Source organism: Nostoc sp. DedQUE04 (genome assembly GCF_034530995.1).
Classification (GTDB): domain Bacteria; phylum Cyanobacteriota; class Cyanobacteriia; order Cyanobacteriales; family Nostocaceae; genus Nostoc.
The window spans coordinates 92,111-110,241 of sequence record NZ_JAVRCA010000016.1 but is presented as its reverse complement, the minus strand read 5'-3'; the positions used below and the strand labels follow the sequence as shown (position 1 = coordinate 110,241).

General features: G+C 43.7%; 14 protein-coding genes and 1 tRNA gene. 11 read left to right on the top strand and 4 right to left on the bottom strand.

What is annotated here, in order from left to right:
• Window positions 1–160: 160 nt before the first annotated feature.
• From RM049_RS14170 to lepA, 3 genes are all read right to left on the bottom strand, one after another.
• Complete coding sequence (locus RM049_RS14170; protein ID WP_322704594.1) at window positions 161–1,348, bottom strand: glycosyltransferase family 4 protein; 1,188 nt, start codon at window positions 1,346–1,348, stop codon at window positions 161–163.
• A gap of 216 nt (window positions 1,349–1,564) precedes the next feature.
• Window positions 1,565–4,240 carry a PAS domain S-box protein gene (locus tag RM049_RS14165; RefSeq protein WP_322704593.1) on the bottom strand — a complete coding sequence of 892 codons (2,676 nt, stop codon included), beginning with the start codon at window positions 4,238–4,240 and terminating at the stop codon, window positions 1,565–1,567.
• A gap of 342 nt (window positions 4,241–4,582) precedes the next feature.
• Entirely contained in the window at window positions 4,583–6,394 is a 1,812-nt protein-coding gene (gene lepA / locus RM049_RS14160) for a translation elongation factor 4 (RefSeq protein WP_322704592.1), read from the bottom strand.
• Window positions 6,395–6,979: 585 nt separating this feature from the next.
• Between lepA and RM049_RS14155 the strand changes: the two genes are divergently transcribed.
• From RM049_RS14155 to RM049_RS14140, 4 genes are all read left to right on the top strand, one after another.
• Window positions 6,980–7,216: a hypothetical protein gene (locus RM049_RS14155; protein ID WP_094353260.1), complete on the top strand. Its 237-nt coding sequence runs from the start codon at window positions 6,980–6,982 to the stop codon at window positions 7,214–7,216.
• 179 nt (window positions 7,217–7,395) lie between these two features.
• Window positions 7,396–9,171, top strand: a complete 1,776-nt coding sequence (locus RM049_RS14150; RefSeq protein WP_322704591.1) for a sensor histidine kinase — start codon at window positions 7,396–7,398, stop codon at window positions 9,169–9,171.
• A gap of 461 nt (window positions 9,172–9,632) precedes the next feature.
• Window positions 9,633–9,863, top strand: coding sequence for a NifU family protein (locus RM049_RS14145; protein ID WP_012408256.1), 231 nt, complete (start codon window positions 9,633–9,635; stop codon window positions 9,861–9,863).
• Window positions 9,864–9,940: 77 nt separating this feature from the next.
• Window positions 9,941–12,175 (top strand): glycoside hydrolase, encoded by a 2,235-nt coding sequence (locus RM049_RS14140; RefSeq protein ID WP_322704590.1) that lies wholly within the window; start codon window positions 9,941–9,943, stop codon window positions 12,173–12,175.
• Window positions 12,176–12,354: 179 nt separating this feature from the next.
• On the opposite strand, the gene RM049_RS14135 is transcribed toward RM049_RS14140, so the two are convergent.
• Window positions 12,355–12,439 (bottom strand) — tRNA-Ser (locus RM049_RS14135).
• 105 nt (window positions 12,440–12,544) lie between these two features.
• Here RM049_RS14135 and RM049_RS14130 point away from each other — a divergent pair.
• From RM049_RS14130 to RM049_RS14100, 7 genes are all read left to right on the top strand, one after another.
• The gene (locus RM049_RS14130) at window positions 12,545–12,913 is read left to right on the top strand and encodes a 2Fe-2S iron-sulfur cluster-binding protein (protein WP_322704589.1); all 369 of its coding nucleotides are present in this window, start codon (window positions 12,545–12,547) and stop codon (window positions 12,911–12,913) included.
• A complete protein-coding gene (locus RM049_RS14125; protein WP_322704588.1) occupies window positions 12,910–13,533 on the top strand; it encodes a thermonuclease family protein in 624 nt (207 codons plus the stop codon). The genes RM049_RS14130 and RM049_RS14125 overlap by 4 nt, the downstream gene beginning before the upstream one ends.
• Before the next feature lie 112 nt (window positions 13,534–13,645).
• Window positions 13,646–14,458, top strand: a complete 813-nt coding sequence (locus RM049_RS14120) for an inositol monophosphatase family protein (protein WP_322704587.1) — start codon at window positions 13,646–13,648, stop codon at window positions 14,456–14,458.
• 74 nt (window positions 14,459–14,532) lie between these two features.
• Window positions 14,533–15,495 carry a J domain-containing protein gene (locus RM049_RS14115; RefSeq protein ID WP_322704586.1) on the top strand — a complete coding sequence of 321 codons (963 nt, stop codon included), beginning with the start codon at window positions 14,533–14,535 and terminating at the stop codon, window positions 15,493–15,495.
• The gene (locus RM049_RS14110; protein WP_322701981.1) at window positions 15,495–16,709 is read left to right on the top strand and encodes an ATP phosphoribosyltransferase regulatory subunit; all 1,215 of its coding nucleotides are present in this window, start codon (window positions 15,495–15,497) and stop codon (window positions 16,707–16,709) included. Before RM049_RS14115 ends, RM049_RS14110 begins: the two co-directional genes overlap by 1 nt.
• A gap of 220 nt (window positions 16,710–16,929) precedes the next feature.
• Window positions 16,930–17,157 carry a ferredoxin family protein gene (locus RM049_RS14105; RefSeq protein WP_322660386.1) on the top strand — a complete coding sequence of 76 codons (228 nt, stop codon included), beginning with the start codon at window positions 16,930–16,932 and terminating at the stop codon, window positions 17,155–17,157.
• A 74-nt stretch (window positions 17,158–17,231) separates the two neighbouring features.
• On the top strand, window positions 17,232–17,960 hold the full coding sequence (locus tag RM049_RS14100) for an ABC transporter ATP-binding protein (RefSeq protein WP_322669515.1): 729 nt from the start codon (window positions 17,232–17,234) through the stop codon (window positions 17,958–17,960).
• Window positions 17,961–18,131 lie beyond the last annotated feature (171 nt).

The following is an 18,131-nucleotide window of genomic DNA, read 5'->3' as shown; positions in this document are numbered from 1 at the left end:
ACTTGAACTATGCTGTAATATCTAAAACCAGATTAAATTTGCACTACTCCAGAAATTGCAGCAGTACCAGCTATAAACTTATCAAAGGTTGATTAAGGATTTATGCAAGTTCAAATAAAATTTTAGCTCCCCAACTTCTTAAAGAAATCGGGGAGCTATATTACCACGATATTTGCGATCGCTCTTGCACAACTTGCTGATATACTTGCTCAGTTTGTTTGGCTAATTTTGGCCAGCTAAAGCGGCGCTCTAAATCTTCATAAGCATTATCCACCAGCCATTGACGATAACCTGGATTTTTCAGCACTTCCAAAATTCCCCAAGCTAAAGAATCGGGATTGTTCACCCAAGTGACAATGCCTGTTTTGGTATGTTGCACTACTTCTGGAAAACCACCAGTATCAGAAACTACTACAGGTACGCGAGAAGCAAAGCTTTCTAAAGCCACAATTCCAAAGGGTTCGTAAAGACTCGGAAAAACCGCACAGTCAGCGACAGTTTGAAATTTATCTAAGTATTCATCGGAGAGAAAACCGGTAAAATAGCAATGATGCCAAATTCCTAAATCCCAGGCTTGGCGCTTGAGATGGTCAGTATTGCCGCCACCAACGATTACAAATTTCACGTTACCTCCCATTTCTGAAAGGATTTTGGGTGCGGCATTAAGTAATATAGGTACACCTTTTTCGTAGGTCATACGACCAAGATAATAAACTATTTTCTCTTCGTCTGCGGCAAATTGACGGCGAAAATCCAGAGCATGAAAATCGATGTGATGCTTTTTCTTTTCGGCTCGGATACCGTTATAAATGACATCAATTTTGTCCCAAGGACTGTAGAGCGATCGTTCTACTTCTTGGCGCATATAGTCGCTACAAACAATAATCCGCCACGCATTGTAAGCTAGCAAGGTTTCTTTGCCATTTATATAACCTTGAATTTCTGTGTGAATCCCGTTATAGCGTCCGTATTCAGTAGCATGAATTGTGGCAATTAGTGGTATTTTAAAATTATGCTTGAGAGCGATCGCAGCATCTCCGACTAACCAATCATGGGCATGAATTAAATCAAAGGGCCCTTCTTCTAAAATCAATTTACCACCGTGATCTCCCATACTCAAGTTGAGATTCACTACCCAGTGGAAAAAGTCGTTACTGTATGCCACTGGCACTCGATGTATCTTTACTCCTTCAACAACCTCATACATCGATGCGTGACCAAACTCAGCTGTAATCAGGTGAATTTCATGTCCTAGCTTTACCAGCTCCGGGTACAACTCCGCCACATGGCGCGCAATTCCCCCAATAATCCTTGGTGGAAACTCCCAACTCAGTACCAGTATCTTCATCTACTAGACTCCCCAACACTTTATAAATATCTAACAAACTACATTTACCTAAAAATACAAGTCTGGCGAATGCAGTGAGTACTTTTACTAAAATTTTTAGATTTTTTAACAGTGATTTTGTTAAAGATTATCAACTGTGTAGGCTAAGGAGAGAAAGCAAGGTATAGTAATAATTCGTAATCAGAACAATTGAGCCTCCCCTTCGGAACTCACTTGTCAAGAAGGGGTAACGACGCAAACGGCATGAACTCGATCGCGTCCTTGCTGTTTGGCTACATAAAGTGCCTTGTCTGCTGCATTAATCAAGTCTGTCGGCGAAATTTCAGAATTTGGCACAATGCTCACAACACCTAGACTAACGGTAACACGATCGCACACGCGAGATTGAGCATGGGGAATGGCTAAGTCGCGCACTGCTTGTCGAATAGTTTGCGCTACATAAATTGCTCCTTGAATCTCTGTATTAGGCAGAATGATAGCAAATTCTTCTCCACCGTAACGAGCGACTAAATCGGCTGGACGCTTAACAATATTTTTGAGGGCACTTGCTAATTGTCGCAAACAATCATCCCCTCCTAAATGACCATAAGTGTCATTGTAGAGTTTAAAAAAATCGACATCTAACAAAATTAAAGACAGTGAAAGTTGCTCGCGTTTGAGTCGCTGCCACTCAGCTTCCAGATATTGATCGAATCGGCGGCGATTGGCTATTTGAGTCAAACCATCTAAAGTAGCTAATCTTTGTAATTCTTCATTGGCAGCTTGCACTTGCTGGTAAAGTACTGATTGATGAATAGCGATCGCTACTTGACTAGCCAATTGCTGCAACAAATTCACTTCAAACGCTTGCCAATAACGAGGTGCGATACACTGGTGAACAATGAGTAAACCCCACAGATGCTGTTCATTTAAAATCGGCACTATTATAGCCGCTTTAACTTGATAGAGTTGTAATAACTCAAAAACCTCGGCTGAAAAATTAGATTCCTGAATGTTATGGAAAACTTTAGGTAATCCTTGGTAATAGTCGCTAAAATCTTGTTTGAGCGAAAATGGATGCATTGTCAGTTCTAATCTCTGAGGATAGTCATCACCCACTGATTTTGCCGCAAAATTCCCACTTCCGTCAGATTGTAACTGATAGATAGCTACGGAATCTGAACCTAAACACTGGCGAATACTATTTACTGTTGTATTCAGAACCTCCTCCAAATTCAGTGATTGCCGAATCTGTTGAGTGACTTCAGTAATTAACCGTTCTCCCTCTGCTTGCTGTCGCAACATCACTTCAGCTTCTTTACGAGTGCTGATGTCTTCTACCGAGCCAAGAATCTGCGTTGGAGTGCCGTTAGCATCTCTGGCAAATACGACTTCTCGTGTATTTAGCCAACGCCACTCTCCATTTTTGTGTCGGAATCGGTATTCAGTGGAAAGTACTTCATTGTCGTTCAGGTTGACAAAGCGATTCGGTATGTCATAGCAGAGGTATCGATCGTCTGGATGAAAGCAATTCATTAGCCACTGCGGATCTGCGTTACAAAATTCCTCTGGAGAGTAGCCTAAAATAGCCACACTTTTCTGATTAAGATAGATACTTGTTCCTTGTAAGAGGTCAAACAAATACAAAATATGCGGTATGGTATTAGCAACCTTTTGCAGAAAGTCTTGACTGGAGCGCAATGCCTCTTCAGCTTTGTGGCGTTCCTGAAGCGCGACTTTATATTCAGTAATATCTCGTCCTTCAAAGATCAGTAGGGTAATATGCCCGGTTCGATCGAGTATAGGACGCAGTGAGAAATCAATCGCGATCGCTTGACGATCTCGACCTAAAATCTCAACTTCATAACGGATAGATTCACCCTTAGCAGCAGCTGCGATCGCAGTTTTTAATTGCTCTTGAGTATTTAGAGAAATTGTCCACCACTTTGCTTCCCAAAAAGGCTTGCCAACTACTTCTTCTCGATTAATCCCAGCAAAGTCTAGTGCTGTTTGGTTGGCTTCTAATACAATTCCATTCGGCTGAAGCAATCCGATAAACTGAATGGTTTGATTGAAAATCGCCCGGAATTTTTGTTCATTTTCACTTAAAGCTTGTTCTACCAGTTTGCGATCGGTAATATCTCGTCCAACAGATTGAAGTTCTACAATCGCACCTTGGTCATCAAATATCCCTCGAACAATCCACTGCGTCCACCGCACTCCTTGGCAAGCTACAACGCGATTTTCAATTGTGATAACGGGATTTTCTAAGCTAATGGAATTTACCAGACTAAAAACACGTTCTTGGTCTTCCTCAAACACAACAGGTTTGTAGTGCTGACCGATAACTTTGTCTCGCTCTAGTCCAAAAAATCGACAGTAAGCTTCATTAATAAAGGTAAAAGTGCCATCTGGTAAGCCTCTAGCAATCAATTCTGTTTGGTCTTCGAGGATGGTACGATAAAGTTCTTCGCTCTCTTGTGCTTGTTTGCGTAAACAAAGTTCGTCATAGACATCGCTAATATCCAATACTAAACCCTGAAGTAGCTGAGTTTGTCCATCGGCACAAAAAACGAGATTGGCTTGGTTTCGTACCCAAATTGTTCTGCCATCGCGCCTAATCATCCGATACTCAATCCTCAAAGGCTCTCCGGTAGCGATTGTAGTGTTTACAGCTTGCCAAAGGCGATCGCGATCGTTTGGATGAGTGTAATCTAACCAACTATTGAATAAACCAGAATTCCAATCTTCGGGAGCAATGCCCAATAATTGTTGCAGTTGCGGACTAATATAGGCTTCATTTGCAGTGGTATTAATCGGTGAGATATATACAACGCCCGGAATTTGTTCTACTAGAGTGCGATATTTTCGCTCTGCCTCAGAGAGTTTTTCTTGGGCCTGCTTGCGACTCATGATATTTTGGGTAGTGGTATAAAAGTAGTGATTTTTCTCTTGTCAGTCCTTATCTAGCAAGGGTTTCAGTTTCTGCTATCACTATATATTTACCACTACCTTAGAAAATATACCAACAGCAAGTTACCACTATTTCTGAAAAGATGCTGGAATTTTTCACTTTCCTTGTGGTCTGGGGAATGGGTTTGCGGGTAAAGGATGTATTCAAAACCTTTCCCCTTTACCCTTTCCCCTTTAACCGAAGCGTATTGAGGGTATTTTTCTCCTGAATTCTGCTGTATGTTTTTTCCGGTTGAGATGTAGGCGCAAGCAGCCAATTGTTTTTGAATAAACACTCTTAAATTAGCTTTGATCCAAGCGCAGTACTGCCATAAAGGCTTCCTGGGGTACATCTACAGTACCTACAGATTTCATCCGCTTTTTACCTTTTGCTTGCTTCTGCAAAAGTTTTTTCTTGCGACTGATGTCACCACCGTAGCATTTGGCTAACACATCTTTGCGCAAAGCAGGGATGTGTTCGCTGGCAATAACTTTACTGCCAATAGATGCCTGAATTGGCACTTTGAATTGATGGCGGGGAATTAGTTCCTTGAGTTTTTCGGCCATTGCCCGACCGACGTTGTAAGCTTTATCTCGATGCACAATCATCGCCAAGGAATCGACGGGATCGCCGTTAATCATGATATCCAGCTTCACCAAAGGATTTTCACGGTAGCCAATGATGTGATATTCCATACTGGCGTAACCGCGCGATCGCGATTTCATCTGATCGAAAAAGTCAGTTACAACTTCCGCCAAAGGTAGCTCATAAGTAAGGGTGGTTCGTCCTTGGGCGAGATATTTCATATCTTTGAAGATGCCCCGACGATTTTGTGACAACTCCATCAAGGTGCCAACATAAGTTTCCGGGGTAATCATTTCTACTTGGACGTAGGGTTCTTCAATTTTTTCGCGATCGTTGGGAGAAGGTAAACGGCTAGGATTATCGATGTACAGTTCCTCACCTTTGATGGTAATCACCTTATAAACCACCGAGGGGGCTGTAATGATTAAATCTAGGTTATACTCTCGCTCTAGACGTTCCTGGACAATTTCCATGTGCAGCAAACCCAAGAAACCGCAACGGAAGCCAAACCCCATCGCGCTCGAAGTTTCTGGTTCGTAATGCAGCGCTGCATCGTTGAGTTCCAGCTTTTCCAAGGCTTCCCGCAAATCTTCAAATTGATCGGCATCAATGGGGAACATCCCGCAAAAAACCATCGGGTTCGCTTCTGCGTAACCTGGTAAGGGTGCCTCAGCTTTCGCTTTACTGAGGGTAATTGTGTCTCCTACCCGTGCATCAGCTACAGCTTTAATTGCCGCTCCCAAATAGCCTACTTCCCCAGCGTGCAGTTCATCAACTTGCTTTTGAGTGGGAGAAAGAACGCCTAACTCATCAATTTCAAATTCTTTACCCGATGCCATTAAATGGATGCGATCGCCTTTTTTCACGGTGCCATCCATCACCCGGAAATACACAATTACTCCCCGGTAACTGTCGTAATAGCTATCAAAAATTAACGCTCGTAAGCGTTCATTTATCGTATTGGGCGGTGGCGGTATCCGCTCGACAACTGCTTCTAAAATCTCATCAATCCCAATTCCTTCTTTAGCAGAAGCTAGAATCGCCCCACTGCAATCTAGACCGATAATTTCTTCAATTTCGCCAATTACCCGTTCTGGTTCAGCCCCCGGCAAATCAATTTTATTCAAAACCGGGATAATTTCCAGGTTATTCTCTAACGCTAAATATACATTAGCCAAAGTTTGCGCCTCCACACCTTGGGACGCATCTACTACCAATAGCGCTCCTTCGCAAGCAACAAGAGAGCGGGAGACTTCATAAGAGAAATCCACATGCCCCGGAGTATCAATCAAGTTCAGCACATACTGCTGACCATCCTTAGCTGTGTAGTTCATCCGGGCAGCTTGCAGCTTAATCGTAATGCCGCGCTCCCGTTCCAAATCCATATTGTCGAGAAACTGTTCCTTCATCTGTCGGTCTTCAACAGTGCCAGTAGCTTGTAGCAAGCGATCGGCGAGGGTTGATTTCCCGTGGTCGATGTGAGCAATAATACAAAAATTGCGAATGCGAACTGCGGGAACGTCAGTCATATACTATCTTTGCCTTAGCAGCAACCAAAGTTAAAAGGGCAATTTACTTAATGTATTTTAATGCTTTCTTTGCCAAGACGCTGCTTTTACTGGGGACTGGGGACTGGGTATTGGGTATTGGGTTTTGGGGACTGGGGACTGGGGATTGGATAGTAGAAAAATTATTTCCCAGTTCCCAGTCCCCAATCCCCAGTCCCCTCTTCACCCCATCTTGAACTTTCGATCTAAATAGGTGGACATTTAAGAATATTATGAAGGTCTATTTGTCGCTGCTAGTATTCAACAGTTAGGAGCGTACAATAAATGTAAATAAGTACATCTAGGGATCGTGTCGGGAGCGTGGGCAATTGCGACTGCTAATTGCCCGTAATCGCTGATTTATCAGCAAAATTTATAAAGCCATTGTCTAGTCAGTTATATGAAAAATGCGATTTAAAACTTAAAGCTGTTACTTTGGTGCTATTTCAGGGAATTATTGAACTGTGCCCTTGAAAATTTTTCAGCGAATTAGCCCAAATAATGAATATAACTACTTTACAAAGCTTTAGACAAAACCAATTCAAAGAATTCAGAGTATATAAACCTATGAATATGAGAGAGAAAACTACCAAAGCGGAAAATACACCAGCCGATAAGGTAGAAATTGCTGTCCGCCTAGACTCCGAGTTACTAGAGCAAATTCAGCATCTCACCAATGACCCAAGTAAAGTAATTGAGGTGGCGATTCGCCAGTGGTTACGGGGTGAACTCCTCAGAGATGACGAACTAACGCGCACGCCTGTGCGTACTCCTGTTCCTCCTCGCGGTGAATGGAACGATTAACGCCATTGCCATTATTTAACTGTCAATGCAAGTTAAAAAAAGTAAAGTTTGCCAATCTGGTTTTCAGAACAATAAAAAATACCCCATCAAACACAAAAAAGCTGTAAAAATTTATGTATAAATTTCAGCGGCTTTAGTAAAATTACGGTCGGATACCCTTTGTCTATCCAACTCAATTAATGACTATTACTGCCAATTCCCAATTGTCAAATGTATTTTCCCAAAATCTGGAATCTATTACCAGTAAGACTGATGGCTCATTACCAACTCTAGGAGCCGAGTTAGTTTATACGCAAGATGGGGCAGGGCGCTATCTGACCTTTTGTTGGCAGTACAGCGAACTCCTGGGGTTAAATACTGAAAAAATAGTTGACGAGCTGAACCAGACTCAAACCTTTGCCCCAGTGGATAAGGTTAGTTATTTGGAACGATTGCACCGAATTTTGACAAGTTTGGTGCCAGAAAGGTTTCAATGTTGGTTTAGCTATCAGAAAGAATTATTTGAGTTGGACTTAGCGATCAGTCCGATTATGCCGAGTTTGGGAACCACTGCCACTACCGTTTTAGTGATGGGACGCTTAGTACAAGCGACACTCAACAAAAAACAAGCGCGCGTGGCATCAAAAACGCCCACACAAATAGAGTTGGCTTTGCGATCGCAGCAACACCAAAAATTGGTAAATCGCATTACCAGAAATATTCGCCGGACATTAGATTTAGATATTATTTGGCAGCAAACAGTTGACAGTTTGGGGAAAGCACTGCGGCTAGAACGCTGCATTATTTGTCCTTATCAGCCCTCAAGCTCAAAAGTGCAGGTGAAGGCTGAATATCGCCAGCCAGAACTCAAATCAATGCTTGGCTTGGATATAGATATAGCTTCTGAGCCTGCCTTTGCTCAAGCCTTGGCAACCCTAGAACCAGTTACGATGGAAGTGCCTGGATACAAAGAGTCTGGGCGGCAGAAAACTTTAGTAGTTGCGACTTGCTATCAAGACCAAGCCAATGGATTGGTTGCCTTGAATTGGCAGGATGAATGCTATACATTAACAGAATCGGAATTAGAACTGGCAAAAGAAGCAGCAGATCAATTGGGAACTGCGATCGCTCATGCTACTTTATATGAAGAATTAGAAATAGCGCGTCAAAAAGCCGAAGAAGCTTCCCGCCTCAAAAGTGAGTTTCTAGCTAATGTATCCCATGAAATTCGTACCCCCCTTAACGGTATGATTGGCTTTTTGAAGCTGATTTTGGAAGGGATGGCAGACGATCCAGAAGAACAAAATCAGTTTTTAGCAGAAGCTCACCACTTATCGATACATCTGCTGAATATCATCAACGATATTTTGGACATTGCCAAAATCGAAGCTGGTAAAATGGAGCTAGCTTACGCTCCAGTCAAGCTAGATGAGCTATTCAGTCATGTAGAAGGTTTCATGCGTCCCCAAGCAGAAATGAGAAACCTCAGCTTTCAGATGCAAATGCCTGCTACCTCTGATGAAATCATTGTCCAAAGCAACTACCAACGCTTACTACAAGTGATGCTCAATTTGGTAGGTAATGCCATTAAATTTACTCATGAGGGTGGCGTCACTGTCAGCGCTGATTTAGTACTCAAAAAGGCGAATTTTCAGGTGAACTTTCAAGAGCAGCAATTTCCTGGCATGGTGAGAGTACGTGTGGCAGACACTGGTATTGGTGTTTCCTTAGATAAACAAGATAAATTGTTTCAATTATTCTCTCAGGTGGATGGCTCCCGGACTCGCCAGTACGGCGGCACAGGTTTGGGACTGGCAATATCCCAAAAGCTAGTGGAGGCTATGGGTGGCGAGGTACATTTTTATAGTTTGGGCGAAGGACTTGGCTCAACAGTCACATTCACCGTGCCACTATATCAACAACCAGTCATGGTTTCGTCTAATGATAGCGACTCAACAAGTAGTGCTGAATGTTAGTCATTAGTCATTAGTCATTGGTCATTGGTCATTAGTCATTTGGAAGATTACCAGTACTGGGTTTTGAGTTTTAAACTTGAAAGTTTTTTAGTAATTATTATTTAATAACCATATTGGGCATGGGGATTGGGAAAAAACCTTCCTTATCCGTCACCTCCTGGCGTTCTCTTCAGGACTTTAACCGCTAAAGTAGAGTAGGAGGGCTTGCACGATAAATTGTTCAGCTAATCTAATATCAAGTTGCTAAAATCAGCAGTGGTTTAGTCAAAAGTTATTAAAAACTGACACCTGACAATCTAGCGGCAATTAGATTTAGGATCGATTTAACAAAGCTGAAAAATAAAATTTTGGATAATGGTTAATGAGTAACCGCGCATCTGGCACAGAGATCATTAATGCCCCATGCCCCATGCCCAATCCCCCATCCCCAATGTCCATCATTAACTTAGCAGGTCTAAACTATGGAACTCACAATTGACAACGTTGAAACAGTCTTAGATGAAATGCGCCCTTATCTCATGTCTGATGGCGGCAATGTGGAACTAGTAGAACTCGATGGGCCTGTTGTAAAACTGCGCCTGCAAGGTGCGTGTGGTTCTTGCCCCAGTTCTGCAATGACCCTGAGAATGGGTATTGAGCGCCGCCTCAAGGAAATGATTCCCGAAATTGCAGAAATTGAGCAAGTGGTGTAAAAGTTAGGAGTTAGAAGTTAGGAGTTATGAGTTTGAATCAACTCCTAACTCCTTATTCTTAACTCCTAACTATTTCTATGTCCCATCCTCTCTACATCGCTTTTATCTGGCATCAACATCAGCCGCTGTACAAATCTCCTGGCAGCGGCGTTTCGCTATCTTCGAGTCAGCAGTACCGTCTTCCCTGGGTACGTTTGCATGGAACTAAAGATTATCTGGATTTAGTATTGCTTTTAGAGCGGTATCCTAAGTTACACCAAACGGTAAATTTAGTTCCATCGCTGATATTGCAACTCGAAGATTATATTGCTGGCACTGCTTTTGACCCTTATCTCACAGCCAGTTTGACACCGGATGAGCAACTTACCCAGCAACAGCGCGAATTTATTATCCAACACTTTTTTGATGCTAATCACCATACCCTGATCGATCCGCATCCCCGCTATGCCGAGTTGTACCAGCAAAGGCAGGATAAGGGGCAAGCTTGGTGTTTAGCAAATTGGGAATTGCCAGATTATGGTGATTTGCTAGCTTGGCACAATTTGGCTTGGATCGATCCGCTGTTTTGGGATGACCCGGAAATTGCTGCTTGGTTAAAACAGGGACGGAATTTTACTTTAAGCGATCGCCAGCGCATTTATTCCAAACAGCGAGAAATCTTGAGCCGGATTATCCCCCAACATCGGAAAATGCAGGAAGCGGGGCAGCTAGAAGTTACCACCACGCCTTATACTCACCCGATTTTACCGTTGCTAGCTGATACTAACTCCGGTCGGGTAGCTGTGCCCAATATGACACTACCGAAGCAACGCTTTCAATGGGCAGAAGATATCCCCCGCCACTTGCGGAAAGCTTGGGACTTATATAAAGACCGCTTTGGGCAGATACCTCGTGGTTTATGGCCTTCAGAACAATCAGTAAGTCCAGCAATACTTCTAGATATTATTAACCAAGGATATAAGTGGATATGCTCAGATGAAGCCGTCTTAGGGTGGACGCTGAAACACCTTTTTCATCGGGATGGGGCGGGGAATGTGGAGCAACCAGAATTGTTGTATCGACCCTATCGCCTGCAAACCGCCGAGGGTGACTTGTCAATTGTGTTTCGCGACCACAGATTATCAGACTTGATTGGTTTTACTTATGGTGCAATGCCTGCAAAAAAGGCAGCAGCAGATTTAGTGGGACATTTGCAAGCGATCGCTAAAAAGCAAAGAGATAGTCATAGCGAACAACCTTGGCTAGTTACCATCGCCTTAGATGGAGAAAATTGCTGGGAATTTTATTCCCAAGATGGCAAACCATTCTTAGAAGCTTTATATCAAAGTTTGAGCGATGAACCCCACCTCAAACTCGTTACTGTCTCCGAATTTCTGGAAGAATTTCCAGCCACAGCCACTATTCCCGGAGGGCAACTACATAGCGGTTCTTGGGTAGATGGCAGTTTCACCACTTGGATCGGCGATCCCGCCAAAAATCGTGCATGGGATTACTTGACAGAAGCGAGAATTATGCTTGCAAGTCATCCCGAAGCGACGGAAGAAAATAACCCCGAAGCATGGGAAGCATTGTATGCCGCAGAGGGTTCCGACTGGTTTTGGTGGTTTGGTGCAGGACACTCCTCAAATCAGGATGCCATTTTTGATCGGTTGTTTCGAGAACATCTGTTTGGCATTTACAAGGCATTAAATGAACCTATACCGCCCTATCTCAAGCAACCAGTGGAAATCCATGCAGCACAAGCAAACCACACCCCACAAGGGTTTATTCACCCCGTCATTGATGGTAAGGGTGACGAACAAGATTGGGACAAAGCTGGACGCATAGAAATCGGCGGGGCGCGGGGGACGATGCATAACAGCAGTGTTATCCAGCGACTTTGGTATGGGGTAGATCACTTAAATTTCTATTTGCGGCTAGACTTTAAAAGTGGCGCTGCACCAGGACGGGATTTGCCAACAGAATTGAATTTGTTGTGGTTCTATCCAGAAAAAACAATGGTTAACAGCCCAATTCCCTTGGCAGATGTACCAGATGCAGCCCCACTTAATTACCATTTCCACCATCTTTTAGAAGTTAACTTGCTGACGCAATCGATTCAGTTTCGGGAAGCGGGAGACAATCATCAATGGCATCCCCGTTTCAGTCGCGCTCAAGTAGCAATAAATAGTTGTTTAGAGTTGGCAGTACCGTGGGCAGATTTGCAAGTTCCACCAGATTATCCTCTGCGTCTGATTTTGGTGCTTGCAGATGAAGGGCGTTTTTCCAACTATTTGCCAGAAAATGCTTTGATTCCCATTGAGGTGCCTTAACATTTAATATTTTTGGTGTTATACCATTTCACGAAATACCTATTAGGGGCGTACATCTGTATGCCTCTACAGATAATTCATTGATGTTGCAAAGATTTTTGCAAATCATATTTAATTTTTTTAGTTTTAAATATATTTGGCTATATTACAAACTATATATTTAGACTAAGCTTTGAAAACGGAGAGGGGGGGATTCGAACCCCCGTTAAGTTTCCCTAAACAGACTTTCCAGGTCTGCGCCTTAAACCACTCGGCCACCTCTCCAGGTGTCACAAGTTACGATCGTACTATAAAATCCCAGAAAATGCAAAGATAAGAAAGATATTTTAGATTAAATCTGATAGTCCTAATCCGAAAACGCAAATCCAGATGTCCCGTACATACACAATAAAAGTTCGCGATCGCGCCACTGGCAAAACACACACCCTACAAGTGCCAGAAGACCGCTACATCCTGCACACTGGCGAAAAACAAGGGGTAGAACTACCGTTTTCCTGTCGCAACGGGGCTTGCACTGCTTGTGCTGTGAGAGTGTTATCAGGAGAAATTTACCAACCAGAAGCGATCGGCTTGTCGCCAGATTTACGTCAGCAAGGTTATGCCTTGTTGTGTGTGAGTTACCCCCGTTCTGACTTGGAAGTGGAGACGCAAGACGAAGATGAAGTCTATGAACTCCAGTTTGGCCGCTACTTTGCTAAGGGGAGAGTTAAAGCGGGTTTACCCTTAGATGAGGAATGAAGAAGAATTCAGAATTCAGGAGTCAGAATTCAGAATTCTGTCTCGATAAACAATTCAAAATCACCGAATTTCTGATCCCTGTAAATTTTGGTGACTGGTTACGAAAAATAGCCATTTTGGCTTGTTTATTGCTCTTGGTGAGTTGCCAAGGCAAAAACCAGCTGCCGAACAATGAAGCCCAGGTAAAAGTAGCACGGGTAGTTAGTGGGCAAAGTTTGGAAGTTTTGGGCATGGCTGAACAACCAAATTTGATTTCCCAAGTGCGGTTAGTGGGTGTTGATGCACCAGATTTGCGACAACGCCCTTGGGGGGAAGCAGCAAAAGAACAGTTAGAAAATCTAATTGGTGGTGTAGAACAATCGGTAACGCTGGAGTTTGATTTAGAAGCAAAAGACAAAATCGGGCGAACTCTAGCTTATGTGTGGAAAAATAAGGTGTTATTGAATGAAGAATTAGTCAAACAAGGGAATGCAATGTTTGTAGGGCGATCGCCTAACCACAAATATGACCTGCGTTTAGAACGTGCCCAACAATGGGCTAGACTCATGGGGCAAGGAATCTGGAACCCAGAAAAACCCATGCGCCTCACTCCCGCCGAGTTTCGCCGCCAAAATCTTTGAGGACTGGGGACTGGGGACTGGGGATTGGGGACTAGGAACTAGGAACTAGAGGGAAATAAACCAATGCCCCATGCCCAATAATAAATGACCAATGACAAATGACCAATGACAAATGACAAATTTACAAATTTTTCTAGATATTGCTACAGAAGCGGCCTTGGCTGCTGGTGCTATTTTGCAAGGTTACTTGGGTAAGTTAGAAGATGCAATTATTGAAAAAGGACGCCCTGGTGATTTAGTCACGGCTGCTGATAAAGCTTCAGAAGAGTTGATTTTAGAAATTTTGCGTGGCCACTTTCCCCAGCACTCGATCCTCGCTGAAGAATCAGGGAAATTAGGTAATCAACAGAATGAGTACCTCTGGGCAATAGATCCTCTTGATGGCACAACCAACTACGCTCATCAATACCCATTCTTCGCCGTTTCCATCGGGCTGTTAATTAATGGCGTTCCCCAAGTTGGTGTAATTTATGACCCATTTCACAATGAGCTATTCCGGGCTGCTGCTGGCTTAGGAGCAACGCGTAACCGTCAGCCGATCGAGGTTTCAGTAACATCTGAACTGAGTAAAAGCCTACTAGTAACAGGATTTGCTTACGATCGCCGCGAAACCTCTGATAACAACTACGCAGAATTTACTCATCTTACCCATCTTACCCAAGGAGTTAGGCGTAGCGGTTCGGCATCGCTAGATTTGGCGTATGTTGCCTGTGGACGTGTCGATGGTTACTGGGAACGGGGACTTTCTCCTTGGGATATTGCTGCTGGGATAATTTTGGTACAAGAAGCCGGAGGCAAAATCACCGCCTACGATGGCACTACTGTCAAAATTGAGTCTGGTAGAATTCTTGCTACAAATAGTTATATTCACGACTCCCTCAGTCACGAACTTTTACGGGTTCCACCACTGTCAGCTTGGGTGTAGCAGATGGGGGCTTTCTCTACGACTTTGGGTACACTAAAAGCAATCTAACTGCTCCTTTGGTGCAAAAACTCTATATGTCTTTCAAAATAGATCGTGGACTATTTAAATATGATTTCATAGATCATCACGCAGTGCTGTGCGTTCCAGTTGATGCCGATGTTAAAGAGATTCGCAAACGCTATCTCCAAGTCGCCCGCCGTTTGCACCCAGACAGTAGTCTTACTGAAACTGCTGCTCAAAAACATCTCGGTAACGAATTGTTATCAAAGCTGGTTAACCCGGCTTACGAAAAACTCTCTGGCGATCGCACTCGCACTGAATATATTCTAATTTTGTCGCAAATTGGCAAGCGTCTGGTACAAGAGTCGACTTCGGTAACTCTAAATACTGACTTGGCTAAACAGTTAGTTGAGGCGGCTAATATCGATCATTTTTATAAAACTGCGATCGCAAAACTAGCCCAAACTCAATATGATTCTTTAGAACAAGCACTGCAAGTCATTGCCCAAGCTAGTGAGTTGAATTTAGTGTATTTAATGCGGAGTGCGGGTAAAGCATCCGCCACACTGCCCCCTGCTCAACCCAAAGTCCAATCAAGTACACTTCAGCCAAACACACCAAAAAATACACCACCAGCAGCAGCACCAGCACCAGCACCACCAAAAGAAGACTTGATTGTAGAACAGTATATTCGTCGCGCTCAATCTTTGATTGACAAAAACCAATTTGCCCCAGCCAAAGTAGAGTTACAAGAGGCCCTGAAGCTAGAACCAAAGAATAGTCGCTGTCATAGCTTAATTGCAATGGTGTATTTGAAGCAAAATCAGCTAAAAATGGCCAAAATCCACTTTGACAACGCTCTCAAATTAGACCCCAGTGACGAAACGGCTCTGCAATGGAAACCTAAAATAGATAAGGCTTTAGGACAACAACCTAGCGATCAGAAGGTGACTTCATCCCCCAATAATGGAGATAAGCAACCAGATAAATCTGGTAGTGGTTTGTTCGGTGGTTTGTTTGGTGGGAAGAAAAAATAATGGTGTATCAACCAGCAGCGGGAGCCAGGGATTTATTGCCCTTGGATGTGGAGAAAAAACGCTGGATTGAAGATCGGTTACAGCAGGTGTTTCATCGCTGGGGATATCACAGGATTATCACCTCGACTTTGGAGCGGATGGATACCCTGATGGCGGGGGAAGCAATCCAGCGTCAAATGGTGATTCAACTACAACAAAACGGTGAAGATGATGAATTGGGGCTACGTCCAGAATTAACAGCATCTATTGCTCGTACTGTTGTGACTCGGATGGCTGGTGTGACTTATCCCCAACGGTTGTATTACAACGCCAATGTGTTTCGTCGCACTTGGGAAAGTAGGCATAATCGCCAGCAAGAGTTTTATCAAGCTGGGGTGGAGTTGTTAGGTGCTGGTGGATTGCTGGCGAATGCGGAAGTCCTGCTGTTAGTAGCAGATTGTTTAGCAGCACTGGGTTTGCAGGGATGGCATTTAATTTTGGGTGAAGCGGGAATTACCCGATCGCTCCTGAGTGCCTTTCCTGCTAATTTACAGGATCGAGTTCGCAGTGCGATCGCTCATCTTGACCGCATCACCATAGATAATTTACCCCTAAGTGACAAACTGCGCGATCGCGCCCAAATCATCATGGATTTGCGTGGATCAAGTGCAGACGTGCTGCAAAAAGTTAGTAGTCTGGATTTAGATGAAGAACAGCGAGAGGCAGTGAATAACCTCAAATCCCTAGTAGAATTACTAGAATCAGAGAAAAAATTTCCCTTAATCCTCGACCTCAGCCTGATCCAAACCATAGATTACTATACTGGTATCGTCTTTGAAGTTGTCAACGATACTGAATCCCAAACCAGAGTTTTAGGGCGTGGTGGTCGCTATGACCAGCTTTTGGGGCTATATCATCCTCAAGGAGAAAACATTCCCGGAATTGGTTTTGGACTAAGTATCGAAGATTTATACCAAGTTCTGTTGTCTACCCAGCAATTACCACAGGAAACTCCAGCGACTGACTGGTTGGTAGCACCAGAGACAGCTAGCGCTAACGCCGCCGCCTTTGTCTACGCGCAAAAACTCAGAGATTCTACTGATTTGGTGCGAGTAGAAATTGACTTAGGAGGAAGAGATGCAGAGGCAATTCGCCAATATGCAAGCGATCGCCGCATTGCCCAAATTGCCTGGATCAAAGCTGATGGTTCACCAAAAATAGAACCATTGCATTAAGTGAGTGGGGGATTGGGCATGGGGCATTAGGAGTGCTGAGTGCTGAGTGCTGAGTGCTGAGTTAGGAGTTAGGAGTTAGGAGTTAAAGAGTTAAGAGTTAGGAGTTTTGTTTATCTCCTTGTCCCCTTGTCTCCTTGTCTCCCCTGCCCCCCTGCCCCCCTGCTCCCCCCTCCCCTGCTAGGCTAGAAATAGCCGATACAGAAAAGAGGGAATCGAGAACATGCCGCATACAATTGTTACAGAAGTCTGTGAAGGCGTAGCTGACTGCGTAGATGCTTGTCCAGTAGCTTGTATTCATGATGGCCCAGGCAAAAACACCAAGGGAACTGATTGGTACTGGATTGACTTTGCCACTTGCATCGACTGTGGCATCTGTCTCCAAGTTTGCCCTGTAGAAGGGGCGATTCTTCCAGAAGAACGACCAGAGTTGCAAAAAACCCCACAATAGTCCATAGTCAACAGTCAATAGTCAATAGTTATGTTTGACTTGACTGTTGACCAATGACCAATGACAAATGACCAATGACTAATGACTATTTATTAGAAGTTCAAAATGTTCGCGCCGGATACATCAAAGATGTAGATATCCTGCAAGGTGTGAATTTTCAGGTTGCACCAGGAGAATTGGTGACAGTGATTGGCCCCAACGGTGCAGGTAAATCTACTTTGGCAAAAGCAATTTTTGGGCTTTTGATCCCCCACACAGGCACAATTACTTTCAAAGGTGAAAATATCGTGGGGCTAAAGTCCAATCAAATTGTCCAACGAGGAATGTGCTACGTACCGCAAATCGCCAATGTTTTCCCTTCTCTAAGTGTTGAAGAGAATTTGGAGATGGGTGCTTTTGTGCTTAACACTCCCCTGAAACCAATTAAAGATAAAATATTTACTATGTTTCCGAGATTAAGCGATCGCCGTCGTCAACGTGCTGGTACTCTCTCTGGAGGAGAACGCCAGATGCTAGCGATGGGCAAAGCTTTGATGTTGGAACCTGGTTTGCTGATTTTAGATGAGCCATCTGCTGCTTTGTCGCCGATTTTGGTGACACAAGTGTTCGAGCAGATTAAACAAATTAATCAGGCAGGTACTGCGATCGTATTAGTTGAACAAAATGCCCGTAAAGCTTTAGAGATGGCTAATCGTGGATATGTATTAGAATCAGGACGTGATGCGATCTCCGGCCCTGGTGAAGAATTGTTGAATGACCCGAAAGTGGGTGAGCTATATCTGGGAGCAGGTAAGAGACATTAACCCTTTTTTATCACTCTTGCCCCATTCAACATAACACCAGCTTAATATCGGAGCTTCACCAGTCTATAGCGATGACTAGGTTGGGCTGCGCCGACGCTATCTATAACTAATACAAAAGCCATAACATTACCTGCCACTGCCGCGACCGTCGTTTTCGATGCTCAAAGAATT